Raw genomic sequence first — 25852 nt, 5'->3', positions numbered from 1 at the left:
TTAGATGATTGAAGCTGACCGTTTGGTAGCAGCCACACCAGTAACTGAAGAAGAGAGTGTGGATCGAGCGATTCGACCCAAAAAGCTAGAGGATTACACCGGTCAAGACGCGGTTGTAGAGCAGTTAGAAATTTTCATTGAAGCTGCTCGTCGTCGCGATGATGCTTTAGATCATTTGCTCATTTTCGGCCCGCCTGGTTTAGGTAAAACCACCTTGGCTAATATTGTGGCTAACGAGTTAGAGGTAAATATCAAAACTACCTCTGGCCCGGTGTTAGAAAAAGCCGGTGACTTAGCGGCGCTGTTAACCAACTTAGAGCCTGGCGACGTATTATTCATCGACGAAATTCACCGCTTAAGTGCTGTAGTTGAAGAAGTGTTATATCCAGCAATGGAAGATTATCAGCTGGATATTATGATCGGCGAAGGACCAGCAGCGCGTTCGATTAAGTTGGACTTACCGCCTTTTACCTTGATTGGTGCAACCACTCGAGCAGGAATGCTAACCTCTCCTCTGCGAGACAGGTTTGGAATCGTACAGCGTCTAGAGTTTTACAATACTAAAGACTTATCCGATATCGTTAAACGAAGTGCTCATTATCTCAACTTAGACTTAGATGGCGAAGGGGCGTGGGAAGTAGCTAAACGTTCTCGAGGAACGCCTCGAATTGCAAATCGCTTATTACGCCGAGTTCGTGATTATGCCGATGTTAAATTTGATGGCAAAGTCACTCAACAAGTTGCTGCACAAGCACTCGATTTACTTAGCGTAGACAGTGCTGGCTTCGATTACATGGATACCAAGCTACTTAAAGCCATTACCGAAACTTTTGCTGGTGGCCCGGTGGGTTTAGACAACCTAGCAGCTGCAATAGGTGAAGATAAAGAAACCATAGAAGATGTATTAGAACCTTTCTTGATTCAACAAGGCTTTTTGCAACGTACTCCTCGTGGGCGCATTGCCAGTGATAAAGCCTATTTACACCTCGGTTTAGACCTTCCTAAACGATAAAAATGCTGTCGTTTAATAACGACAGCATAGCCAAAAAATGAGCTTAAAGTGTTTAATTTTAAGCCGTTATTCCAATTTTCTTTGTCAATTATCTAAATTAAGTGTTTAGAGTCTTAACCTTGGGCACTAGCCTGTGTATAGTAATTTGTAATTATATATTTGGGATAGGTGTAATGTCGGTTTTAGCTGTTCGGGTTTATTACGAAGATACCGATGCTGGCGGGGTGGTTTATCACGCCAACCATATTAAGTACTTCGAACGAGGCCGCACAGAATGGTTGCGCGAGCTTGGCTATGATCAAGATGTATTAATGAAACAAGATTTGTGTTTTGTTGTGCGTTCGCTAAATATCGATTACAAACTTCCTGCTTTATTCAACCAAATGCTCTCGGTAGAAACCACCATCAATAAAATGAAAAGAGCCAGTTTGGTATTTGAACAAACCATTAGAAATGCTGATCAACAAGTCATCGCCCAGGGAATGGTTACTGTAGCTTGTGTCACATTGTCATCAATGAAGGCCACGGCCATTCCTGAAACGTTAAAAGAGGATTTACTCGGTGCACTCTGATATGTCATTTATCGGCTTGTTTTGGCAGGCGAGCCTATTAGTTAAGTTTGTAATGCTGTTGTTAGTGAGTATGTCTGTTTATTCATGGGCCATGATTATTAACCGTAATCGCGTATTAAAAGCGGCCAAAACAGCCAGCGACGCTTTTGAACAAAAATTCTGGTCGGGTGTAGATCTTAATAAGCTTTACCAAGAGAGTAACGCCCGAGCTGACCACCTGCAGGGAATGGAACAAATCTTTCACTCTGGTTTTCGCGAGTATGTGCGCCTACATAAAACCAGTGGTCGCAGCGCCGATGCAGTAATGGATGGTACTTATCGTAGCATGCGGGTATCGTTATCGCGTGAGGTTGAATCACTAGAAAATCAGTTGCCCATGCTCGCAACCATTGGTTCGATTAGCCCATATATCGGCCTATTTGGTACGGTGTGGGGTATTATGAATGCCTTTATCGCACTGGGTGAAGTTCAACAAGCAAGTTTGAACATGGTAGCTCCAGGTATTGCAGAAGCACTTATCGCGACAGCAATGGGCTTATTTGCAGCTATTCCGGCAGTTATTGCCTTTAACCGTTTTTCTACGGGCGTAGCTAAACTTGAACACGGCTACGCTAACTTCATGGAAGAGTTCTCTAGCATTTTACATCGCCAAACACACAGCGGTAGTAATTAAGAGGAGCTAGCGTGAATCATTATCAACGTCCTAAACGACGTTTAGTTGCCGAAATTAACGTTGTACCTTACATCGATGTGATGTTGGTATTGCTGATTATTTTTATGGTAACAGCGCCGCTAATAACCCAAGGTGTGAAGGTCGATCTTCCACAGGCCAGTGCTGAAGCAATGCCAGAAGACAGTAAGCCGCCTTTAGTTGCTACGGTAACCGAAAGTGGCCAGTACTTCCTCGATACCGGTGAAGATGATGGCTCTGCAAACCAGTCTCTTTCTGGAGATGATCTACAAGCTGTTGTGATGGCTCATTTACAATTAGACCCTAATTTACCCGTGGTGGTGCGTGGTGATAAAAATGTTCGCTATGAGCAAGTAATTAACCTGATGGTGTTGCTGCAAAGTGCTGGCGTACCGTCTGTGGGTTTAATGACTCAGCCAGACGAAAGTTAAAATAGGAATAGCATTGAAGTCGCCTTTTAGCTTATCTATCGTTATTTCAATACTGTTGCATGCAGTGCTATTTGTAGCCCTGGTGTGGTCGGTAGATTTTGAGCGCGTAAAGTTAACACCCACCCCTAGTGCTCCAATTATCAACGCCACTGCAGTAGATATTAATCAGGTTAGCCAGCAAGTTGAGCGGATTAAGCAACAACAAAAAGATAAAGCAGACCAAGAAAAACAGCGAATAGAAAGAGTTGAAAAAGAAGCTGAGCAGGCGCGTAAAAAACGTTTAGCCGAAGAAAAGCGCATTAAGCAACTTGAACTTGAAAAACGCCAAAAAGAAGATGCGAAGCGCAAAGCCGATGAACAAGCTCGTCGGGCGCAAGAAAAACAAAAGCTAGAGCAGCAAAAAGCGGCTAAAGCCGAAGCTGAAAGGAAAAAGAAAGAAGAACAACGTAAAGTCGCTGAAGCTGCAGCAGTAGCTGCAGAAGCAGAGCGAGTACGTAAGCTTGAAGAGCAACGTAAAGCAGAAGAAGCGGCTAAGAAAGCCGAAGAGGCTGCACGCAAAGCTGAAGAAACACGTAAGCGTAAAGAAGAAGAAGCCCGTATCGCCAAAGAAAAAGCCGCTAAGGCTGAAGCGGAACGGAAGCGACAGGCGGAAGTTGCTCGCCAAGAAGCTGAGTTTGAGCGCTTAATGCAAGCCGAAATGGCCGCTGAAGCTAATGCACGTCACCAACGACAAGTACTGGGTGAAGTAGATAAATATCGCGCGTTGATTATGTCGACTATTCAACGAAATTGGTTAATAGAACCAAGTATGCTTGGTAAACAGTGTCAAATACAATTAACCTTGGCTTCAAGCGGTTTTGTTACCAGTATTGGCGATGGTAAAGGGGATGCTGCTGTTTGTGAGTCTGCACGTAGAGCAATCAAAAAAGCAGTATCATTACCTGTTTCAAAAGATCCTGATGTATTTGAAAAAATGAAAAATATTACTTTAACTCTTAAACCGGAATAGCTGTGATGATGAAAAAATTCTTAGTGAGTGTGGGCTTTTTGTTTGCATTTATGAATGTTGCTCAAGCTAACCTAGAAATTGTAATCACGGAAGGCGTAGACAGTGCAAGGCCAGTGGGCGTTGTACCGTTTGTTTGGAAGGGACATGGAAACGTTCCGCTAGATTTAGCTAAAGTAGTGGCAGATGATTTGCGCCGTTCAGGGAAATTTAACCCTGTTGCGATTAGCGAAATGCCGCAAACCCCTCAAACTGCAGAGCAAGTAGATTATGAAGCTTGGGCTGCTTTAGGGGTTGAGGCTGTGTTGCTTGGCAATGTAGAAGCTTTAGAAGGCGGTAAATATAAAGTTAGCTATTCGCTTGTTGATGTATTACGTGGACAAGTCACTGCCGGTAATAAACAAGAGCTTAAAGATGGTCAGTTAGTTACTAGCCAAGACCATATTCTTTTAGATCGTTTTAAAAGCGTTGCAAAAGCTCAGCTTCGACAAATGGCGCACTTAATCTCTGACGGTGTTTATCAAGCTTTAACTGGCGAGCGTGGCGCATTTTTAACCCGTATCGCTTATGTAGTGGTTAATAACGAAGCCAATTATCCTTATCAATTAAGAATTGCAGACTACGATGGGCATAATGAAAAAACCTTGCTGCGTTCGCAAGAGCCACTAATGTCGCCTTCTTGGTCACCAGATGGTCGTCAGTTAGCATACGTAAGTTTTGAAAATCGCACCGCAGAGATTTACATACAAGATATCTATACGTCGCAACGAACTAAGTTAACTTCGTTTACTGGGATTAACGGCGCTCCAGAGTGGTCTCCAGACGGCAAGCGCATCGCTTTAGTATTGTCTAAAGATGGCCAGCCTGATATTTACGTTATAGATGTAGAAACTAAAAAGTTACAACGCATTACCAAAAATCGCCGTATTGATACCGAGCCAACGTGGTTGCCAAATGGTAACAGTGAGCTGTTATTCTCTTCGGAGCGCGGTGGTAAACCACAAATTTACAAAGTGAATATCGATACCAATAAAGTTAACCGAGTAACCTGGGAAGGCGAAATGAACTTAGGTGGCTCAGTCACTCCCGATGGTTCGGCCTTGGTGATGGTTAGCAGAGTTAATGGGCAATACCGAATTGCTCGACAAGATTTTGATACTGGCTACGTGCAAGTATTGACTAGGACTCAACTGGACGAGTCTCCTACTATTGCACCCAATGGCAGTATGATTATGTACAGCACGGTAGCAGGTGGGCGCCAAGTTTTAGCATTGGTATCCATGGATGGAAGATTTAAAGCGACTTTACCAGCTAAAGAGGGCAGTGTAAGAGCCCCTGCTTGGTCACCCTTCTTAAACTAACAAAAACTATGTGATCATAAGGAATCCATAATGCAATTCGAAAGAGTAGTAAAAACCGTATTTTTAGGACTAGCGTTTGCAGGCTTAGCCGCTTGTAGTTCAAACAACACCAGCGATAGTGATGTGAGCGAGCAAGATAAAGCAGGCGGTGTTGTTATTGAAGATAGCACCACTGGCGAAGGCCAAACAAATAGCGGTGTTGAAGTGGGTGCAGTAGACCCAGTACTAAGTGCTGAAGAAGAAGAGCGCCAGAAAGCCGCTGAGCTTCGTCAAAGCCAAGTGGTTTACTTCGAATTCGACCGTTCAGACATTCGTGATGAGTTTGCAGAAATTTTAGAAGCGCATGCGAGTTACTTACGTGACAACCCATCAGTTACGGTACTTATCGAAGGCCATACCGATGAAAAAGGCACGCCTGAGTACAACATCGCTTTGGGTGAGCGTCGTGGTAAAGCTGTATCAAAGTACCTTCAAAGTTTAGGTGTGTTGGCGTCGCAGATTTCTATTGTTAGCTACGGTGAAGAAAAGCCAGTAGATAACTCTCATACCGACGCAGCTATGGCTAAGAATCGTCGCGCTGTGTTAGTTTATTAATACGCTTGATTGTGTAGAGTAATTTATGAAACTTAATATGATTACGGCTACTTCTGTAGCCGTTTTATTTTCAGCCCAAATCCACGCCGCTGCGCCAGTAGAAGAAGCGGGTGCAAGCTCCGCTAACACCGTTGCAAACAACTCTGTGGCTCTGTCTTCAAGTAATCTTACTATGGAGCAGCGCATAGAGCGTTTAGAACGTATGTTACAGGCGCGTAACCAGGTTCAATTAGACTTACAAAACCAGGTTGAAGATATGTCGGATAGCATGTCGACAATGGTAGGGCAGTTAGAACAAAGTAATTATCAGATAGAGCAGCTGATCGAACGTCAGCGTGAAATATATCAAGAGTTAGATCGTCGCTTTGCCCAACTGCAAGCTTCACCAATTACTGCTAAAGCTGCCACTGAGGCCGCTCCTGTTGCAGCGGGTGAAGACCAAGCCTACGATGCGGCTGTTGCATTAGTGATGCAAGATAAAGACTACGATGCAGCTATTCCTGCATTTCAGAGCTTCATCAAGGATTATCCAAAATCTAGTTACGCACCAAATGCGCATTATTGGCTAGGCCAGCTACAATATACTCGTGGACAGCGAGATCAGGCGTCTGAACAGTTTAATAAAGTTGTTAACGATTATCCCGATTCTAATAAGGTGGCTGAGTCATTGTTAAAATTAGGTATCATTGCCCAGTTTCAAAATAACAATGCTGAAGCAAAATCGCTGTTTACTCGGGTAGTTAAAGAGCATCCAAACACAGCAGCTGCGGGTTTGGCGCAAACGCGTTTAGCTAAGTTGTAGCCTAAGTTTTAGCAAATAAAGTTCAGTAAATTCAAAATTCTGTACAAACAAGAAGCTGGTTGCTTATTTGCTGAACGCTTAGAAAAAAAGATTCAAATTACTGTTGCACAACAGTCTTAAATCCGTATCATAGGCCGCCGTTGAGTCAGGCCAATTGCACAAGCAAATTGAAGCGGATTTAACAGAAGTTCAGAGCGGGTTGTTAGCTCAGTTGGTAGAGCAGTTGACTTTTAATCAATTGGTCGAAGGTTCAAATCCTTCACAACCCACCACTTTGATACTTCGCTGTAATAGAATTTATGGGTTGTTAGCTCAGTTGGTAGAGCAGTTGACTTTTAATCAATTGGTCGAAGGTTCAAATCCTTCACGACCCACCACTATTTTGAAAAGTTACGGGTTGTTAGCTCAGTTGGTAGAGCAGTTGACTTTTAATCAATTGGTCGAAGGTTCAAATCCTTCACAACCCACCACTTTGATACTTCGCTGTAATAGAATTTATGGGTTGTTAGCTCAGTTGGTAGAGCAGTTGACTTTTAATCAATTGGTCGAAGGTTCAAATCCTTCACAACCCACCACTTCTATTACCACTTTTAGTGGGTCGTTAGCTCAGTTGGTAGAGCAGTTGACTTTTAATCAATTGGTCGAAGGTTCAAATCCTTCACGACCCACCACTATTTTGAAACGTTATGGGTTGTTAGCTCAGTTGGTAGAGCAGTTGACTTTTAATCAATTGGTCGAAGGTTCAAATCCTTCACAACCCACCATTTCTTCGTTTCAAAATATGCATTAACAGTAACGGGTTGTTAGCTCAGTTGGTAGAGCAGTTGACTTTTAATCAATTGGTCGAAGGGTCAAATCCTTCACAACCCACCATTTCTTCGTTTCAAAATATGCATTAACAGTTACGGGTTGTTAGCTCAGTTGGTAGAGCAGTTGACTTTTAATCAAGTGGTCGAAGGTTCAAATCCTTCACAACCCACCATTGCTGTTGTTGCTACTACTATCTAAGGGTTGTTAGCTCAGTTGGTAGAGCAGTTGACTTTTAATCAATTGGTCGAAGGTTCAAATCCTTCACAACCCACCACTTCTTAAGGTTTATCTCCAAGAACTAGACTAATTCTTTAGTCCAATAGCTGCCATTAGCTAACATCGCCGTGTATAATACTCGGACTATTTTTATCTCAGATGTAGTTATGCAACAGCTCGAATATTTTAACGAATCAATTTACCCATTTCCTCCTAAGCCTGTTCCACTTAATGCTGAGCAGCGCGCAGCGCACAAAGAACGCATTAAGCAATTGCTTATAGAGCAGGACGCGGTGTTGGTTGCTCATTATTATACAGACCCTGAGATCCAAGCCTTGGCTGAAGAAACTGGCGGCTGTGTTGCCGATTCTTTAGAGATGGCTCGTTTTGGTAATAATCACCCAGCTAAAACATTGTTAGTGGCTGGCGTGCGCTTTATGGGTGAAACGGCCAAGATCCTAACACCAGAAAAAAAAGTCATTATGCCAACTCTAGAGGCGACATGTTCACTGGATTTAGGTTGCCCAGAAAAAGAGTTTGCTGAGTTTTGTGATGCTCATCCAGATCATACTGTAGTGGTATACGCCAATACCTCTGCTGCTGTTAAGGCGCGTGCCGATTGGGTGGTTACCTCTAGCATTGCGGTAGATGTGGTTGAGCACTTAGATGCTGAAGGGCACAAAATTATTTGGGCTCCGGATAAACACTTAGGTGGTTATGTTGCCAAACAAACAGGCGCTGATATGTTGTTGTGGCAGGGCGCTTGTATCGTGCATGATGAGTTCAAAGCAAAAGCCTTAAAGCAACTTAAGCAGCAATACCCTGATGCAGCAGTGTTGGTTCACCCAGAGTCACCAGAAAGCGTTGTAGATATTGCAGATGCTGTTGGTTCAACCAGCCAGCTTATTGCCGCAGCCAAAACGTTGCCAAACCAGAAGCTTATTGTTGCTACCGATAAAGGTATCTTCTATAAGATGCAGCAAGCTTGTCCGGATAAAGAAATGATCGAAGCGCCAACAGGTGGTAACGGTGCCACTTGTCGCTCTTGTGCACATTGCCCATGGATGGCCATGAACGGCTTGAAGGCAATAGAAGAGGCACTAATTGATGCTAGTGGCAAAGAAGTATTTGTTGATGAAGCCTTAATCGATAAGGCTTTAGTGCCGCTAAATCGAATGCTAGGTTTTGCCAAGACTAACCAAATAAAGGTTAAGGGTAACGCCTAACAGCTTATCTCCAAAAAAGCCTGCACAAGTTGCAGGCTTTTTTGTATCTAAACTTTGCGCACAAAAGGCGTATTAATGTTTTTATCATCAATAAAGATTTGCTATACTTTTTGGGTTTTGTGCCTAATAACTAGCAGAGAAGTAGATGAGAGTTGAAACAGATATAAAGCTGGGTTTTAAAGACGTTTTAATCAAACCCAAGCGCTCTACCTTAAAGAGCCGTTCTCAGGTTGTACTAGATCGGAAGTTTACCTTTAAACATACTGGTAGTCAATGGGGAGGTGTGCCTGTTATTGCTGCTAATATGGATACAGTTGGGACATTTGGTTTAGCAAAAGCATTGGCCGAGCACCGAATGATGACAGCAGTTCATAAACACTACACTATCGAACAGTGGTCGCAGTTTTTAGCCAGCATGTCAGCCGATAAAATTAAGTATCTGATGGTGAGCTGTGGTACTTCAGACGCAGATTTTGAAAAAACCAAGCAGATTTTAGCGCTGAATAGTAACTTACAATTTATTTGTGTAGATGTTGCTAATGGTTACTCAGAACACTTTGTTGGTTATGTGCGTAAAATGCGCGAAACTTTTTCTGATAAAGTTATTGTGGCTGGTAATGTAGTTACCGGTGAAATGGTTGAAGAACTAATTCTTAGTGGTGCGGACATTGTAAAAGTAGGCATCGGCCCTGGCAGTGTTTGTACAACGCGCGTTAAAACTGGGGTAGGTTACCCACAACTATCTGCCATTATCGAATGTGCAGACGCCGCACATGGTCTTGGTGGTCAAATTGTCGGTGATGGCGGTTGTACGCAGGCTGGTGATGTAGCTAAAGCATTTGGCGGTGGAGCTGACTTTGTTATGCTCGGTGGCATGTTAGCAGCGCACGAAGAAAATGGCGGCGAAGTTGTAGAAGAAAATGGCAATAAGTTCATGAAATTCTATGGAATGAGCTCTCAAACAGCTATGGACAAACACACTGGTGGTGTAGCCGAATATCGTGCTTCTGAAGGCAAAACGGTGCTGCTACCTTATAAAGGCAGTGTACAACTTACCGTTCAGGATATTCTTGGTGGTGTTCGTTCAGCATGTACTTACGTTGGCGCGTCTGAGCTTAAAGAGCTGACTAAACGCACCACTTTCATCCGTGTGCAAGAGCAAGAGAACCAAGTGTTTGGCATTACTAAAGTGTAATTCTTAACGGTTTGAAACTAAAAGCTCTAGGTGTAATGCCTAGGGCTTTTTTGTTAAGAAATAATCTGTTGTAAGCAGTGAGATTGCTTAGGCGCTAAACAGACTGGGGATTGAGTGATAGCCGTTTCAACACAGATAAACTGGCGATAGTCGCTAACATCATCCATTTGGTTAGCTAATTGCTCACCTGGATTCCAAACAACTACGCTGTCATTACCGCTGTGATGAATGGTTAATGAACGCTCACCATTACTGATTAAATTGCTATCTGCTGACTGCAAATAAATACGATCCGTCTCTTCACTAAGTTTAAAACCAGCTGATTCAACTGCAACTTTTTGGGTTAAGGCATCAAAATATTGGGCGCCAAGTGATCCGATGTGTAGTTTTTTTACATCTGTAATGAAATAACTGTGCAAGGCCCCTGTGAACTCAAAATTATCGTCACTGTTGTTCTCGGTGATTAAGTCTAAACAAAGATTATCTGTAAAGGTAAACAAGCAAGTTAATGCAATGCCTGGAGTAGCGCTTTGATTTAGGCTCAAACGAATTGAGCAGCTATCCTCGCTGGTATTGGTTTCATCTAAAGACCAAAGGCTTGTTCTAGCAAAGCCGTGTTTCGGAAGGCTGTCATCACCTAGGTTGCCAAAGCGTGGCCAACAGATAGGGACTCCGCCTCTAATGGCTTTCTCTCGGGTAAACAGACTATCATCGCTTAACCAAAGGGTTTCTTCACCTGGGTTAGGGCGGTAAGAGACAAGATGAGCGCCTTGCTGAGCGATGAGTGCTTTCGCTTTGGGGTGATCAATCCAATAAAATACCATGCCTTCGGCATTGCTTACTTCAAACACCGCGTTATCAATTTGCTTAACAACTTTTAGTTTAAGCTTTTCTAAGATCATGATTTTTACCTATAAAAAAAGCGACCCAAAGGTCGCTTTATTATTCTAGCTAAAAGCTACATATCTTATTTAGAGATGTGAGCGATTAGGTCTAGAACTTTGTTTGAGTAACCGATTTCGTTGTCGTACCAAGATACAACTTTAACGAATTTGTCAGTTAGAGCTACACCAGCTTTTGCATCGAATACAGAAGTTTGAGTTTCGCCGATGAAGTCTTGAGAAACAACTTGATCTTCAGTGTAACCAAGTACGCCAGCCATTTCGCCTGCAGAAGCAGCTTTCATAGCAGCACAGATTTCTTCGTAGCTAGCAGCTTCTTTTAGGTTAACTGTTAGGTCAACTACAGAAACGTTAGCAGTAGGTACGCGGAAAGCCATACCAGTTAGTTTGCCGTTTAGCTCAGGAAGTACAACACCTACAGCTTTAGCAGCACCAGTTGAAGAAGGGATGATGTTTTGAGAAGCACCACGACCACCGCGCCAGTCTTTAGCAGAAGGACCGTCAACAGTTTTCTGAGTAGCAGTAGTAGCGTGAACAGTAGTCATAAGACCAGATTCAATGCCCCACTTATCGTTTAGTACTTTAGCGATAGGCGCTAAACAGTTAGTAGTACAAGAAGCGTTAGAAACGATGTCTTGACCAGCGTAAGACTCTTGGTTTACGCCCATTACGAACATAGGAGTAGCGTCTTTAGAAGGACCAGTTAAAACTACTTTTTTCGCGCCAGCAGTGATGTGCTTACGAGCAGTCTCGTCAGTTAGGAAGATACCAGTTGCTTCAGCAACTACATCTACACTAATTGCGTCCCACTTAAGGTCTTCTGGGTTACGCTCAGCAGTAACGCGTACAACGTTACCGTTTACTACCAAGTTACCGTCAACTACTTCTACGCTGCCGTTGAAGCGACCGTGAGTTGAGTCATACTTAAGCATGTAAGCCATGTATTCAACGTCGATTAAGTCGTTGATGCCTACTACTTCAATGTCGCTGCGCTCAACAGAAGCACGGAATACGAAACGTCCAATACGGCCAAAACCGTTAATACCAACTTTAATTGTCATAGTGATACCTAATGTTCCAAGTGTTAACAGATGTAGAAATTGGTTGTAAACTTACAACATTTTTAAAATTGGTCAAGTTCAATCGCCAATTAATTTGCGCGATATCAATTAATGGTTTAAAAATGAGCAAGCTAACATTTGCAGGAAGAAGTATTAGCTTAGAAGTAAAAAAAAACAATCAATATCACTCAATCTCAGATAAAATTAATTTAGCGAAATTTGTGCTAGATCGATAAATCGAGCGTTAGGATGAGTACAATACACGCGCTAAAAAAACAATAATTAGTTAGATAAAAGCAATAACTCGGGAAATGTTATGTCAGATCAAATCATTGAACAGTTGGTAAAGCTTCGCGGCATTGAAACCAGCTACGTAGATGCTTGGGGAAATCCGGCGCAAGTCGTACCTGAAAGCAAATCGAAACTGCTAAGAGCGTTAGGTTACCCTGTAGACGATGCAGAGCAACTAGCACAGCGCTATGAAGAAGATGTACTAAATTACTGGCAAAAAGTTATGCCAGTAGTAAAGGTAGTACGTGTAGCTTCTGAATATCCATTAGAGATCCGTGTTCCTATCGAGTTAGCTAATAAAGCATTCACTTGGAAGTTGAAAACAGAGCAGGGTGAAGAATTCAAAGGGCAGATTACGCCTGTAGATGGCGAGTTAATCGAAGCTCACGCTATTAATGATGTTGAGTACCAAGCTTACATCGTTAACTTAAGCCTAGAGTTACCTATTGGTTACCACACTTTAAGCATTTCAGTTAAAGGCGGCCGTAAAGTTTTAGCTGAAACGCGCTACATCGTTGCACCTAAAGCTGCTTACATTCAGCCACAAATTGCTAACGGCAAAAAAGTATGGGGCCCAAGTGTACAGCTTTACTGCCTGCGTACAGAAACTAACTGGGGTATCGGCGACTTCTCAGACTTACAGGTTTTAGTTAAAAACATTGCCGAGCGCGGTGGCGATTTTGTTGGTCTAAATCCGATTCACTCGCTATACCCGGCTAACCCAGAAGCAGCTAGCCCATATAGCCCTTCTTCACGCCGTTGGTTAAACGTTGTTTATATTGACGTTGAAGCTATCAACGAATTTGCTGAGTCAGATGCTGCAGCCTTGGTTGCTAGCGCTGCTTTCCAAAACCGTTTGGAGCAATTACGCAGCAGCGAGTGGGTAGACTACACCGGTGTAACTGAAGCAAAACTTGAAGCTCTTAAACTGGTATTCAAGCAGTTCCAAACTATTCAGAAAGGTCGCACCAAGCGCGCGAACGCTTTCCGTACATTTATAAAAGAAGGCGGCGAAAGCTTACAAGCTCAAGCTACTTACGATGCACTACAAGCTCACTTGTACGATAGCATTGGTAACGCCTGGGGCTGGCCGGCATGGCCTGACGAGTACAAAGAGTACCACCTACCAGCGGTTGCTGAATGGGTAAAAGCTAACCAAGAAGCTGTAGATTTCTACTTATGGTTGCAGTGGATTGCCGACGAGCAATTAGCAGCAGTAGATGCAGTGGCTAAAGAATCGGGTATGGCTATGGGCCTTTACCGAGATTTAGCTGTAGGTGTAAGTGAAGGTAGTGTTGAAATTTGGGCAAATGGCGATTTGTATTCTCTAGATGCAAGTGTTGGCGCTCCACCAGATATTCTTGGCCCACTTGGTCAAAAATGGGGCTTGCCTCCAATGGACCCGGCAGTGCTAGAAGAACAGCAATACCAGCCAATGGTTGACTTATTCCGTTCTAACATGCGCTCATGTGGTTCTTTACGTATCGATCACGCAATGGCTCTATTGCGCTTATGGCTAGTTCCTGTTGAAGATTCAGCGGATAAAGGTGCTTACCTTTACTACCCAATTCAAGATTTGCTAGGAATTTTGGCACTTGAAAGTCACCGTAACCAGTGTTTAATCATTGGTGAAGACTTAGGTACTGTTCCAGACGGCATCTTTGAAGTTCTGCAAGAAAACGGTGTTCACTCTTACCGTATTTTCTTCTTCGAGCAAGCTGAAGATGGTGGCTTTATTTCACCTGCGCATTACCCTGAGCAGGCAATGTCTGCGGTAACCACTCACGATATGCCAACCTTACGCGGTTTCTGGCATTGTGATGATTTGGCACTAGGTCGTGAGCTAGGCATTTATCCAGACGAGGAAGTGCTACAAAGCCTTTACCAAGATCGTCATGAGAACAAACAAAAGCTGTTAGATACCTTGCACGGTCACCAAAGTATTCCAGATTACATCTCTCGTGATGTTAACTGGGTAGGCATGGATAAAGGCCTTAACTACGGTATCCAAGTACACATGGCAAAAGGTAGCTGTAACTTGTTATCTGTTCAGTTAGAAGACTGGATGGAAATGGACAAGCCAGTTAACGTACCTGGTACTTCAAGCGAATATCCAAACTGGCGTCGTAAGTTAACTTGGAACCTAAGTGACTTGTTTAACAACCACGATGTACAGCACTTAATGTATTCATTAACAGACGCTCGTAACAAAGCTAGCAAGTAAATTTGATGCATTTATAAACAAGCGCTCTTCGGAGCGCTTTTTTTTGCCTATGAAAATGTTTTCTATCTCACTTTACTACTGATTAATTGAGAAAAGCTCGAAGAGTTGCGCTAACCTAAGCATTAATGACCAAATCCCCTTATTCTCAGGACGTTAAGGTAAGTACATAATGAAACAATCTTTGTCTTCTCAGGTTTCTAAATTAGTTCAACAATTGTCCAGCGTGCGTTTAAGTGAGCCATTTAATGCTCTGGGTTTAAACGCAAAAGCCAAAGGTAAAGGCTTGGTGTTAAGGGCTTGGCAACCTGATGCAAAAGCGATAACTGTGATGTCGCTAAATGGCGAAGTTTTGGGAACTATGGGCCAGTTATCTCCTCAAGGCCTTTTCGAATTAGTGTTTGATGCTGAAGAGCACTTTGCTTACCAGTTAGAAGTTGAATATACAGACAGCAAACTAACCGTAGTAGACCCTTATCAATTTACCGACCTAGCTTATGATGGCTTAGCCACAATGACTCACGCGCCGCAAAACCTTTACCAGGTGTTAGGTGCACAAGTTAAAACCATTGAAGTGGACGGCGTTCAAGTAAAGGGGGTTCGTTTTGGTGTGTATGCGCCTAGTGCTTCAAGTGTGAGTTTAATTGGCGATTTTAACCATTGGGATGGTCGTCGCCTGCCTATGCAGCGTTCACTAGATGGCCATTGGGTGCTGTTTGTTCCAGGATTAGATTCTGGTACCAAGTACAAGTACGAATTAAAAGATCGTCATGGTCACTCGCTGCCACATAAAACTGATCCTGTAGGTTTTAGCTCTGAGCAGTACCCGTCATTTGCCTCTGTGGTTTGGGACCATGACCAATATCAGTGGAATGACGAAGAGTGGATACGCTCTCAAAATAACGATAAGCGTCACCAACCAATGAGCATATATGAAGTGCATCTTGGTTCTTGGCGCCGCAAAGTTGAGGCCACCGGCAACAACTATTTGAGCTATCGTGAACTAGCTGTTGAGTTGGTCCAGTACGTCAAAGAGATGGGTTACACTCACATTGAAGTATTGCCTATTTCCGAGTTCCCATTCGATGGTTCTTGGGGTTACCAGCCTATCGGTTTGTTCGCTCCAACGAGCAGATTTGGCAATCCGGATGACTTTAAATTCTTAGTCGACCAATGCCACCAAAATGGTATTGGTGTTATTGTTGATTGGGTTCCTGCGCACTTCCCAAGTGACTCTCACGGATTAGCCCAATTTGATGGCACGCATTTATACGAATATGAAGACCCACGCCGTGGTTGGCACAACGATTGGAATTCATACATCTATGACTTTGGCCGCGATACCGTACGCCAATTCTTAGTTGCCAGTGCTCTAATCTGGTTAGATAAATTCCATGTAGATGGTTTGCGAGTAGATGCAGTAGCATCAATGCTTTACTGGGATTACTCACGAGAAGAAGGCGAGTGGGTACCAAATGTAGATGGTGGGAATCATAATTACGAAGCTATTAGCTTACTAAAATGGTTCAACGAAGAAGTTTATCGCCAGTACCCACATGCTATGACCATAGCAGAAGAATCAACGGCATTTGCGGGTGTTTCTCGCCCTACATTTACCGGCGGCTTAGGCTTTGGATTTAAGTGGAATATGGGTTGGATGCATGACTCTTTAACTTATATGCAAAAAGATCCTGCATTTAGAAAGTATCACCACAACGAAATTACCTTCGCCATGGTTTATAACTATGACGAGAACTTTGTATTGCCTATTTCACATGATGAAGTCGTTCACGGTAAGGGCTCATTGCTAGGGAAAATGCCGGGTGATGAATGGCAACAAGCCGCTAACCTGCGTGCTTACACTGCATTTATGTATGCGCATCCGGGTAAAAAACTAAACTTTATGGGTAACGAGATTGCACAAGCTAGCGAGTGGAATCACGATTCAAGCCTTGAGTGGAATGTACTGGAATATCCTAAACACAAAGGGCAGCAAGAGTTAGTTAAACAGCTAAACAAAGTGTATCGCGAGCACCCAGCGATGTTTGAAGGTGATTATGACAATCAAGGTTTTGAGTGGATTGATCACGACGATTGGGAAAAAAGTGTGTTGGTATTCCAGCGTAATGCCTTAAATAGTCAACAAAAAGTAATTGTTGTGAGTAACTTTACCCCAGTTCCTCGTGATAACTACCGTTTGGCTGTGCCAGAGCAAGGTCGTTACCGCATCATTTTGAACTCAGATTCAGAAATGTACTGGGGCGGCAACTACGATGCAGGAATTGAATTCCAATCTGAATCCGTTGCTAGCCACGGTCGCGAAAATTCTGTGATTTTAAACTTGCCACCGCTATCAACATTGTATTTAATCAAAGTAGATTAAATACATTGTTTATACCCCCTCGCTGGAGCGAGGGGGTAATAAGGTTTGCATGTCTACAAGAAGTCAATTAAAGCCTTTACCTTTTAGCCTGAGTCATTTTCAGGTTTCCCCTGGAAGGGACTATCCTCTCGGCGCTACTCTCGACGAAAATGGTTGTAATTTTGCCATTCATGCCGGCGATGCGAAGCATATCGAGCTGTGCTTATTCGACGAACATGAAAATGAAGTTGCGCGCCTAGTCTTACCTGGTAAGCAAGGCGGTATCCGTTTTGGTTATGTGAAGGGTATCAAGGCCAATCAATATTACGGCTATCGTGTTTTTGGTGCTTATCAACCCGAGCACGGCAATTGGTTCGATCCTAGAAAACTCATTTTAGACCCTTACGCAAAAGCCATTTCTCGTCCACTAATATGGGATAGCAAAGCTTACCAAGAAGATAATGCAGACTTAATACCTAAGTGTATTGTTTGTGATGATCTATTTGATTGGCAAGGTGTGACTAAACCTAATGTAGATCGCCAAGATATGGTGTTATACGAAACTCATGTTAGAGGGTTTAGTAAGTTAAATACCCAAGTCACAGAGCAACACCGTGGTAGCTATTTAGGTGTATCTGATAGCGCTAGTATTAAGCACCTAAAAGATTTAGGTATTACCTCTGTTCAGTTGTTACCTACAGCTGCGTTTATGTCTGAACCCAGATTAAAAGGCTTAGGTTTAAGTAACTATTGGGGGTATAACCCAATATTATTTATGGCGCCAGAGCCGCGTTATGCTAAATCAAATGCCTTGATTGAGTTCAAAACCATGGTGCGTGAGCTGCATAGAAATGGGATTGAGGTGATTTTGGATGTGGTGTTTAACCACACTGCAGAGTCTGGTGATGATGGCCCAACCTTGTGTTACAGAGGTTTAGATAACAAACATTACTACCTATTTGAACAGATTGGAGATAGCCCAGACTATAGCCGTTACGCCAACAATACCGGTTGTGGTAACAGCGTTAGTTTAGATCACCCGGTTAGTTTGAGACTAGTGCTTGATAGCTTGCGCTATTGGGTTGATGAGATGCAGGTAGACGGCTTTCGTTTCGATTTAGCAGTTAGCCTTGGCCGCGAGAATAACCATTACACCAGTCAAGCTGCATTTTTTAAAGCGGTGGCTCAAGATCCTATATTGTCTCAGGCGAAGATGATCGCAGAACCTTGGGACATCGGCCCTAATGGTTATCAATTAGGTCACTTCCCTGAACGCTGGATGGAGTGTAATGATCGATTTAGGGATACCAGCCGTGGCTTCTGGAAAGGTGAGCATGGCTTATTGGGCGAAATGGCGACTCGTATTATGGGGTCGCGTGATCTGTTTTTAGCCAGCCGCAGAAGTATTCATACTAGCGTTAACTATATTTGTTATCACGATGGTTTCACTTTAGAAGACTTAGTTAGCTATGAGCAACGTCATAACCATGCAAATGGTGAAGAGAACCGCGATGGCCACGGCCATAATATTTCAGCCAACTATGGTGAAGAAGGGCGAACTAAAGACAAAAAGGTTTTGGCCTTACGTCGTAAACAAAAGCGCAATTTACTCGCAACGCTAATGTTATCTCAAGGTGTACCGCATTTTCTTGGTGGTGATGAACTTAGCCGAACTCAGCAAGGCAATAACAACGCGTACTGTCAAAACAATGAAATAAGCTGGTTTGATTGGAGTTTGGACCGTGATCAACAACAGTTCCTAAACTTTTGTCAGCAACTTATGGCACTGCGCAAACGTTCTCGTGTTTTTCATTATTTGCAGCTGGAAAATGACAGTTACGAGAAATGCCATTCACAATTACATGGAGTGCGTTGGTATCGTCACGATGGTGAAAATATGCACCAAGAAGACTGGCATCAATCGCACGGTTGGGCTGTGGCAGTTGAAGTAAGAAACCTTCGAGAATCCAAAGAGCGTTGGTTATGGATTATAAATGCCAGTTCTCATGAAATTGACTTTGTGATCCCAACAGCCGAGGGTAAATCAATTTGGTGTCAGCAAATGGATACCGCAAATGAGCAAGCCATATTCGAAAAGAAACTTCGGGGCGTAAGTAGTGTCAAACTTAAAGCAAAATCAATGTTATTGTTGGAACAAGTAAAATCGTGAGTAAGATTGTAAAAGACGAGCAAGAATGGCATGCCTTGTTAGGTGAAATGGCTTACCAAGTAACTCGAAAGGGAGCCACAGAACGTCCATTTTCTGGGACTTTGCTACACAATAAACAGCAAGGTGTCTATCATTGTATTTGCTGCAATCAGGCGCTATTTAACTCTGAATCAAAGTTTGATTCAGGTTGTGGCTGGCCGAGTTTTGATAAGATTGCAGAGAGTAGAGTCGTTACTTTTGTAAGAGACCAAAGTCAGAATATGGAGCGGATCGAAGTGCGCTGTAGCCAGTGTGATGCGCATTTGGGCCATGTATTTAACGATGGCCCTACCGAGACAGGAGAGCGCTACTGTATTAATTCAGTCGCTCTAGATTTTACTGCTGAGTAAACTCGCAACTATAAACGGTATTGTCTTTTTTCTATTTGCTTAAAGATGATACCGGCTTCTTCCTTCAATACTTTCTGCTGTTCTTCTGAAAGCTTTAACTTGTGGTTAAGACCGGAGTAGTCTTGCTTGCTATGATCTTCGAATAAGGCCGCAACTTGAGCCCACAAATAGGCATGTCGGTAATCTTTTAGGGTCATGTATTGGGAGGTAATCGCTTCTGCATATTTGGCAGGTATTGTTTCTTCCTCACCAAACAACTTAAAGGAATTTTGCAGGATGTTGATAGTCTTTTTAGCGTCTTTGCCACTGTAGTAAATAGCTAATGTCCACTGTAAATCGGGGTGATTAAGTTGATCTGTTCCCTCAAGCGCAAGAAAGCGTTCTCCAGCTGCTTGATCGCGAAACTGTGTCCAGTGATACATAGACAAAAATGGGTAGTTAGACTCTTTAGTTTCTGCTTCTAGGCGCTCGAGCTCTTCAAGTGAAGTTAGTAGGCCGATTACTCGTTGAGTTTTACGAGACTTGTCGTATTTAGGTTCAATGCTGGCTGCTAGCTCTATGCAAAAATTATAGTCTCGGTAGTTTTTAATGAGCTGGTATTGGTTTATTTCACTCGCTTCATTCATTTCATTGAAGCGGCTAATGATTACCCCATTGCGCTCTTTTTTACACCAGCCATCGCGATTTAAGTCTTCGCACAATTCTGGGTTATTTTTACAAATACTTTTAACAGAGCGGCTACCAAAGCCGAATAAATCAAATCCCGAATCGCAACCACTTAGTACTAGAGGTAGTGCTAAAAAAAAGCTATAGCCAAATGGCTTTACTAAAGACAAATCATTTCCCTGAATTCAATTTAAACAATGCTTTATTGGGGTAAGATTACCACAAATATTTTCCATATAGCTTCTCCTAATTTGCCCAGTTAAGTTAAGTGGTCAGAATATAGCTTGGCAGTGTTGTGTCGGTTTGTTAGTGTTCCCATAACATTATAGGAGTGATAAATGGATGTAGATAAATTGTTAGCTGCAATTAGCCCTGAGATTTACCAGAATATGCTAACGGCGGTTGAAACTGGTCGCTGGCCTGATGGCAAGCCAGTAACTGATGAGCAACGAGATCATACCCAGCAAATGGTTATCTTGTATCAGTCTAAACATAACCATCAGCCCCAACATTTTACCGTGGGAACTGATGGTGGGTTAGTCATGAAATCCAAACAAGAGTTGAAACGTCAGTACAAAGAGGACCAAACTATTATTAGTGTTCCTCAGAATGACAGTTAAATAGAGATTTCGCCTCGAATGTCTTGGCAAAGTAACTCACGAATTCGCTGGCTAGGTAGGTTCTTACTTAGCAAGTAATGTAATTTGGCCAGTGCTGCTTCGGTAGTCATATCGCCACCACTTACCACTCCAGCTTTCGCTAACGCATTGCCAGTAGCATAACCGCCCATGTTTACTTTACCGGTTAAACATTGGCTAAGGTTAATAACAATAATGCCTCTATCGCTGGCTTCTTGTAATTGCTCTAACATGGATTGATGTTGTGGAGCATTACCTACACCGTAACTTAGCAGTATTAACGCCTTAACAGGTTGAAGTAGCAAATTGCCAATAACTTCAGTTGAGATGCCAGGGTAAAGGCTAACCACTCCTATAGGCTGCGGCACAATGGGACTTATTTGCAGAGCGCTAATCCCTGTTGGTCGAACTTGCCCTGTGATAACTTCAATATCAATCCCAGCCTTTAACAACGGCGGGAAATTAGGCGACATAAAGGCATCGAAACCGTCCGCATGCGCTTTAGTGCTTCTGTTTCCCCTTAACAGCTTGTTGTTAAAGAATAAGCATACTTCATGAACTGGGTAATACGCCGCTAGGTATAAGGCATTTAGTAAGTTGGTTTGCCCATCTGAACGCAATTCACTAAGTGGAATTTGCGAACCAGTAACAATTACCGGTTTGCTTAAGTTCTCCAGCATAAAGGATAGGGCTGATGCTGTGTAAGCCATAGTGTCGGTGCCGTGCAGCACTACAAAGCCATCGTATTTTTCGTAGTTGGCTTGTATATCCTCAGCAATTAATTGCCAATGCTGCGGATCCATATCTGCGGAATCTATTAGGGGAGAAAACTCATGTACCGTGAATTCGGGCATTTCATCGCGTTTGAACTCTGGCATCGCCTCTAGGCAATCGCGCATGAAACCGGCAACAGGCACGTAGCCTCTTTCGCTACGTTGCATGCCTATGGTACCGCCAGTATAAGCAATATATATTGATTTTCGATTCATCAGACTATAATTCAAAGAATTTGTGAAATTATAGTCTGATGTTTGTCTAAAGTAATTAGCCGTTTTTGTTTATTTAGTTTGGCTTAAAATTGTTCACATACCGCACAGAAGCTGTATTGACCAAGTGGGTCGCTAAACTTGTCTATTGCAGGCGCTTGTTCAGCAACTTGGTTAAACAACTGCCAATTAGGAACAGCATTAGCTAGCGCGGCACTGATTTGACTGTCAAAGAATTGGGCAATTAAGCGCTCTCTTGGATTAAGCGGAGGGGTTAAAGTTTCTACTTGGTAAGAATCCAACTCGTTTATACTCGCTGCGTAATCAATTGCGTCGTTTAAATCCCCTAGTTGGTCAACTAAGCCGTTGTTTAGCGCGTCTTGGCCAGTCCAAATTCGTCCTTCGGCGATCTTTTCCATGTCAGATAATGGAATGTCTCGTCCTGCAGACACTAGCGATAAAAAGTCGTGATATCCATGTTCAACATTAAGTTGAATAATCTCGGCCAACTCTTTTGGTAAGGGCTGGAACGGGCTAATCTCAGCCAGTGGGCTGGTTGCATAACCATCGCTGCTTATGCCTAGTTTGGCTAAGGCATTTTCTAAGGTGGCAAACATACCAAAAATACCTATAGAACCAGTAATGGTTGTGGGGCTAGCAAAAATTTGATCCGCAGTTGATGATATCCAATAGCCACCACTAGCTGCTACGCTGCCCATGGAAACAACTACAGGAATTCCCTGTTCTTGGATTTGCTGTAATTTTTCACGGATAAGCTCTGAGGCAAATGCGCTTCCACCAGGGCTATCTACGCGCATCACTACTGCTTTGATCTGCTCATCATCCAATACTTGATTGAGCTGGGCTAATACGGTGTCGGCTGCAATTACCTTTTCTTGTCCGCGGCCTCCAACAATGGCGCCTTGGGCAACTATGAGGGCGATTTTGTTTTCACTAGAAGGTTCATCTGCAACGTTTTGCAGATATTCTGCATAATGGCGAGCTTGATAGCTATCACCTTCGTCATTTTCACCAAAAGTATCCACTAATATTTGTTTAGCCTGAGCGCGGGTAGTTAACTGGTCAACTAAACCAAATTTTTCAGCATATCTTGCCCCGTTGCCATCTACTGTTTTTAATCGCGCTAGCAAAGCCGATGGTTCAGGCAGAAGGTGATTGACCGATAGTTGACGGTTGTTAGCAACGGTAGTTAGATAAGCTGACCACAATTGGTCCATCCAACGCGCTAAATCTTGTTTTGCTTCATCAGACATATCGTTGCGTAGGTAAGGCTCAACAAACGATTTGTGGGTTCCTACACGAAACACGTGGGTGGTGATATCTAACTTGTCGATGGCATCTTTAAAAAACAAACGACGTGAGTTCATACCACGCATCAACACAGCGCCTTTTGGATTCAGTAATAACTGATCTGCAAAACTGGCTAAATAGTATTGGTGCTGGTCATAGTAGTCGGCATAAGCAATGATGGGTTTGTCGCTGTCTTTAAATCTTTTTAAGGCTTTGCCAATAATTGCTAATTTAGTTTGGCTGGTATTTGGCATTGCACCAAGCTCTAACACTAATCCGGTAATGTTGCTATCAATCCTGGCTTCATCAATAGCTTTAACCACATTGTGCAGGTCAATCTCTTTTTCTGTGTTATTACCTAATAATTCGTTACTTAGCTCGGCCATCGGGTTAACACGTTGGCGCTGTTCTACTATCTGCCCATCTAACACAATCCTTAGAGGTGCAGCACTCGGCGGTTCAACGGGTTCTTGAGTAACACTGCTTAATGCAATGATGACCATCACAACCATAAACAACAGAAACAAATTAACTAATAGAGAGCGTATGAAGTTTAAGGTTCGCCAGAAAAAGCGAAATATGTTCTTAATTAATTTAAACACTGTGGGTCACTTAATAATCTCAACAATAACTAAACGTTACCATAGTCATATAAAACAGGCACCTGCAAATATTTAAACAAATGTTTGAAACAAAGGTTTGGTTTGTATACTCTATTAACAGTTTCATAACATTAACCATGGATTGAGGTTACACAGATGACCAAGTACCCCCATTTACTAGCGCCATTAGACTTAGGTTTTACACAATTGCAAAGCCGGGTTTTAATGGGGTCTATGCATACTGGTTTAGAAGAAGAGAAGGGTGGTTTCGAAAAACTTGCCGCCTTTTATGCACTAAGAGCAAAAGGTGGAGTAGGTTTAATTGTTACCGGTGGCATCGCCCCTAATTTTAGAGGTCGCTTAGCGCCAAACGGCTGCCAGTTAAGTTTTCCTTGGCAAGTAAAAAAGCATCGCACTATTACCGACGCGGTGCATAAAGAGGGCGGAAAAATCGCCCTGCAAATATTGCATGCTGGTCGATACGGCTACCATCCATTTAATGTTAGTGCTAGTAAGTTTAAAGCGCCCATTTCCCCCTTTAAACCTAAAGCTATGAGCGAGCGGCAAATAAAAAACACCATTAAAGATTTTGCCAACAGCGCAAAATTGGCTAAAAAAGCCGGTTACGATGGTGTCGAAATTATGGGCTCTGAAGGGTACCTAATTAATCAGTTTATTTGCTCACGCACTAACCAGCGTAGTGATGGTTGGGGAGGCAGTTACCAAAATCGTATTAAATTTCCCTTAGAAATTGTTAAGAAAACACGCGCTGCCGTTGGAGACGATTTTATCATTGTATTTCGTCTGTCGATGTTAGATTTGGTTGAAAAAGGCAGCACTTATGACGAAGTTGTCACCCTAGCTAAAGCACTTGAACAAGCCGGGGTAACTATTCTAAATACTGGTATTGGTTGGCACGAAGCGCGTGTACCAACCATTGCCACCAGTGTGCCACGAGCAGCCTTTGCTTGGGTAACAGAAAAGATAAAGCAACACGTTAGTATCCCCATGGTTGCAGTAAACCGAATTAATACACCCGATGTAGCAGAGAACATATTGCGGTCAGGGCAAGCTGATATGGTTTCCATGGCAAGGCCATTGTTAGCTGATCCCATGTTTGTAGAAAAAGCCAAAAATAATCAAGCGGCTCTAATAAATACCTGTATTGGCTGTAACCAAGCTTGTTTGGATCATGTCTTTAAACAACAGCGAGCGAGTTGCTTAGTTAATCCGCAAGCCTGTTATGAAACAGAGCTTACCTTCGAAAAAGACTCAAGCAGTAAAACTATCGCTGTTGTGGGAGCAGGGCCTGCCGGACTGGCATTTTCTTGTTATGCTGCGGAGCGTGGTCATTCCGTTACCATCTACGATCAAGGTTCTCAGATAGGTGGCCAATTTAACTATGCCAAGCAGATTCCTGGCAAGGAAGAGTTCTACGAAACCTTACGCTATTTTGCCAATAGAATTAAACAGCTAAACATTAAGGTTGAATTAGAAACTAAGGTTGATGCGCCAATGTTAGCAGGCTTAAACGCCGATGAAGTCGTAATAGCTACCGGTATTTCTCCAAGAACCCCTCCGATAGAGGGCATTGAGCACGATAAAGTTTATAACTACTTGGATGTATTAAGAGACCATAAAGAAGTAGGAGAGCGAGTCGCGATTATTGGCGCAGGCGGAATAGGCTTCGATGTTGCCGAGTTTTTGGTTGAGCAGAAGCCTTCGCTATCAACCAATGTTGGACGTTGGCTTGATAATTGGGGAATAGATAGCAGCATGGCAGAAGCCGGCGGATTAAAAGAGCACAACAATCATCCTGCTTTACGTAAGGTGTATTTATGTCAACGTAAAGCCAGTAAAGTGGGTAAAAACTTGGGTAAAACTACCGGCTGGATCCATCGAGAAACCTTGAAGAAAAATCAAGTAGAGATGCTAGCAGGCGTTGAGTACAAAAAAGTAGATGATCAAGGCCTACATATTTCTGTCAACGGTGAAGACTCGATTCTTGAAGTTGACCATGTGGTGGTTTGCGCTGGACAAGAGCCCTTAAGAACCTTGCATGATGATTTAACAGCGTTGGGTGTTAACTCTCACCTTATCGGTGGAGCAGATGTAGCAGCAGAGCTTGATGCCAAGCGTGCTATTCGCCAAGGTGCTGAACTAGCGGCGCTTATTTAACTTAAGCCAATGCTGAACGAGAGCAGCTGTTTGCTTGGGGTTTTGTTTTACCCAATCTTGCAACTGCTTGAGTTGCTGTTGACGTATTTTGTTTAAATGTTGATGCCGCTCTAAAACCATTTCAAAAGCGCCTAAACCTGCGGGTACTTGGCTTTACTT

General features: G+C 43.0%; 21 protein-coding genes and 9 tRNA genes. 25 read left to right on the top strand and 5 right to left on the bottom strand.

Annotated elements, in window-relative coordinates:
• The first annotated feature begins 4 nt into the window (after positions 1–4).
• The 19 genes from ruvB to ACYFDN_RS04425 all read left to right on the top strand — a co-directional run bounded on the left by ruvB (position 5) and on the right by ACYFDN_RS04425 (position 9916).
• On the top strand, positions 5–1012 hold the full coding sequence (gene ruvB / locus ACYFDN_RS04515) for a Holliday junction branch migration DNA helicase RuvB (RefSeq protein ID WP_016403014.1): 1008 nt from the start codon (positions 5–7) through the stop codon (positions 1010–1012).
• 173 nt (positions 1013–1185) lie between these two features.
• Positions 1186–1584 (top strand): tol-pal system-associated acyl-CoA thioesterase, encoded by a 399-nt coding sequence (gene ybgC, locus ACYFDN_RS04510; RefSeq protein WP_220718022.1) that lies wholly within the window; start codon positions 1186–1188, stop codon positions 1582–1584.
• Positions 1574–2257 carry a protein TolQ gene (gene tolQ, locus ACYFDN_RS04505; RefSeq protein ID WP_016403012.1) on the top strand — a complete coding sequence of 228 codons (684 nt, stop codon included), beginning with the start codon at positions 1574–1576 and terminating at the stop codon, positions 2255–2257. Before ybgC ends, tolQ begins: the two co-directional genes overlap by 11 nt.
• Positions 2258–2268: 11 nt before the next feature.
• Complete coding sequence (gene tolR, locus ACYFDN_RS04500) at positions 2269–2706, top strand: protein TolR (protein WP_338621365.1); 438 nt, start codon at positions 2269–2271, stop codon at positions 2704–2706.
• 13 nt (positions 2707–2719) lie between these two features.
• Positions 2720–3715 carry a cell envelope integrity protein TolA gene (gene tolA, locus ACYFDN_RS04495; RefSeq protein ID WP_483510119.1) on the top strand — a complete coding sequence of 332 codons (996 nt, stop codon included), beginning with the start codon at positions 2720–2722 and terminating at the stop codon, positions 3713–3715.
• Positions 3716–3723: 8 nt separating this feature from the next.
• Positions 3724–5073: a Tol-Pal system beta propeller repeat protein TolB gene (gene tolB, locus ACYFDN_RS04490; RefSeq protein WP_371923310.1), complete on the top strand. Its 1350-nt coding sequence runs from the start codon at positions 3724–3726 to the stop codon at positions 5071–5073.
• A gap of 30 nt (positions 5074–5103) precedes the next feature.
• Positions 5104–5667 (top strand): peptidoglycan-associated lipoprotein Pal, encoded by a 564-nt coding sequence (gene pal / locus ACYFDN_RS04485; protein WP_483510118.1) that lies wholly within the window; start codon positions 5104–5106, stop codon positions 5665–5667.
• Between the two features lie 25 nt (positions 5668–5692).
• A complete protein-coding gene (gene ybgF, locus ACYFDN_RS04480) occupies positions 5693–6469 on the top strand; it encodes a tol-pal system protein YbgF (protein ID WP_016403007.1) in 777 nt (258 codons plus the stop codon).
• Positions 6470–6665: 196 nt separating this feature from the next.
• A tRNA-Lys gene (locus ACYFDN_RS04475) sits at positions 6666–6741 on the top strand.
• Between the two features lie 29 nt (positions 6742–6770).
• Positions 6771–6846: transfer RNA gene (locus ACYFDN_RS04470), tRNA-Lys, on the top strand.
• Between the two features lie 17 nt (positions 6847–6863).
• Positions 6864–6939 (top strand) — tRNA-Lys (locus tag ACYFDN_RS04465).
• Positions 6940–6968: 29 nt separating this feature from the next.
• Positions 6969–7044, top strand: a tRNA-Lys gene (locus tag ACYFDN_RS04460).
• A 20-nt stretch (positions 7045–7064) separates the two neighbouring features.
• A tRNA-Lys gene (locus tag ACYFDN_RS04455) sits at positions 7065–7140 on the top strand.
• A 17-nt stretch (positions 7141–7157) separates the two neighbouring features.
• A tRNA-Lys gene (locus ACYFDN_RS04450) sits at positions 7158–7233 on the top strand.
• A gap of 33 nt (positions 7234–7266) precedes the next feature.
• Positions 7267–7342 (top strand) — tRNA-Lys (locus tag ACYFDN_RS04445).
• A 33-nt stretch (positions 7343–7375) separates the two neighbouring features.
• Positions 7376–7451 (top strand) — tRNA-Lys (locus ACYFDN_RS04440).
• A gap of 26 nt (positions 7452–7477) precedes the next feature.
• Positions 7478–7553: transfer RNA gene (locus ACYFDN_RS04435), tRNA-Lys, on the top strand.
• Between the two features lie 109 nt (positions 7554–7662).
• Positions 7663–8721 carry a quinolinate synthase NadA gene (gene nadA, locus ACYFDN_RS04430; protein WP_483510117.1) on the top strand — a complete coding sequence of 353 codons (1059 nt, stop codon included), beginning with the start codon at positions 7663–7665 and terminating at the stop codon, positions 8719–8721.
• A 145-nt stretch (positions 8722–8866) separates the two neighbouring features.
• Positions 8867–9916 carry a GMP reductase gene (locus tag ACYFDN_RS04425; protein WP_483510116.1) on the top strand — a complete coding sequence of 350 codons (1050 nt, stop codon included), beginning with the start codon at positions 8867–8869 and terminating at the stop codon, positions 9914–9916.
• 53 nt (positions 9917–9969) lie between these two features.
• Here ACYFDN_RS04425 and ACYFDN_RS04420 read toward each other — a convergent pair whose 3' ends face one another.
• Positions 9970–10818 (bottom strand): D-hexose-6-phosphate mutarotase, encoded by an 849-nt coding sequence (locus tag ACYFDN_RS04420; RefSeq protein ID WP_483510115.1) that lies wholly within the window; start codon positions 10816–10818, stop codon positions 9970–9972.
• A gap of 65 nt (positions 10819–10883) precedes the next feature.
• Positions 10884–11879 (bottom strand): type I glyceraldehyde-3-phosphate dehydrogenase, encoded by a 996-nt coding sequence (gene gap / locus ACYFDN_RS04415; protein ID WP_016403289.1) that lies wholly within the window; start codon positions 11877–11879, stop codon positions 10884–10886.
• Positions 11880–12195: 316 nt separating this feature from the next.
• On the opposite strand from gap, the gene malQ reads away from it, so the two are divergent.
• The 4 genes from malQ to msrB all read left to right on the top strand — a co-directional run bounded on the left by malQ (position 12196) and on the right by msrB (position 19312).
• Complete coding sequence (malQ, locus tag ACYFDN_RS04410) at positions 12196–14394, top strand: 4-alpha-glucanotransferase (RefSeq protein ID WP_483510114.1); 2199 nt, start codon at positions 12196–12198, stop codon at positions 14392–14394.
• A gap of 169 nt (positions 14395–14563) precedes the next feature.
• Entirely contained in the window at positions 14564–16774 is a 2211-nt protein-coding gene (glgB, locus tag ACYFDN_RS04405) for a 1,4-alpha-glucan branching protein GlgB (protein WP_483510113.1), read from the top strand.
• A gap of 49 nt (positions 16775–16823) precedes the next feature.
• Complete coding sequence (gene glgX, locus ACYFDN_RS04400; RefSeq protein ID WP_483510112.1) at positions 16824–18923, top strand: glycogen debranching protein GlgX; 2100 nt, start codon at positions 16824–16826, stop codon at positions 18921–18923.
• Positions 18920–19312, top strand: a complete 393-nt coding sequence (gene msrB / locus ACYFDN_RS04395) for a peptide-methionine (R)-S-oxide reductase MsrB (RefSeq protein WP_483510111.1) — start codon at positions 18920–18922, stop codon at positions 19310–19312. The genes glgX and msrB overlap by 4 nt, the downstream gene beginning before the upstream one ends.
• 8 nt (positions 19313–19320) lie before the next feature.
• On the opposite strand, the gene ACYFDN_RS04390 is transcribed toward msrB, so the two are convergent.
• Positions 19321–20148: a DUF2989 domain-containing protein gene (locus ACYFDN_RS04390; RefSeq protein ID WP_016403284.1), complete on the bottom strand. Its 828-nt coding sequence runs from the start codon at positions 20146–20148 to the stop codon at positions 19321–19323.
• 168 nt (positions 20149–20316) lie between these two features.
• On the opposite strand from ACYFDN_RS04390, the gene ACYFDN_RS04385 reads away from it, so the two are divergent.
• The gene (locus tag ACYFDN_RS04385; protein ID WP_483510110.1) at positions 20317–20598 is read left to right on the top strand and encodes a YeaC family protein; all 282 of its coding nucleotides are present in this window, start codon (positions 20317–20319) and stop codon (positions 20596–20598) included.
• Here the strand turns inward: ACYFDN_RS04385 and ansA are convergent.
• Both ansA and sppA read right to left on the bottom strand, forming a co-directional pair.
• The gene (gene ansA / locus ACYFDN_RS04380; protein ID WP_152782837.1) at positions 20595–21605 is read right to left on the bottom strand and encodes an asparaginase; all 1011 of its coding nucleotides are present in this window, start codon (positions 21603–21605) and stop codon (positions 20595–20597) included. The genes ACYFDN_RS04385 and ansA overlap by 4 nt on opposite strands.
• An 83-nt stretch (positions 21606–21688) precedes the next feature.
• Positions 21689–23515 carry a signal peptide peptidase SppA gene (sppA, locus tag ACYFDN_RS04375; protein ID WP_483510109.1) on the bottom strand — a complete coding sequence of 609 codons (1827 nt, stop codon included), beginning with the start codon at positions 23513–23515 and terminating at the stop codon, positions 21689–21691.
• A gap of 156 nt (positions 23516–23671) precedes the next feature.
• Here sppA and ACYFDN_RS04370 point away from each other — a divergent pair, with 156 nt between their 5' ends.
• A complete protein-coding gene (locus ACYFDN_RS04370) occupies positions 23672–25693 on the top strand; it encodes an oxidoreductase (protein ID WP_483510108.1) in 2022 nt (673 codons plus the stop codon).
• Positions 25694–25852 lie beyond the last annotated feature (159 nt).

Source organism: Agarivorans sp. D1326 (genome assembly GCF_056958115.1).
This window is presented reverse-complemented; position numbering and strand designations above follow the sequence as displayed.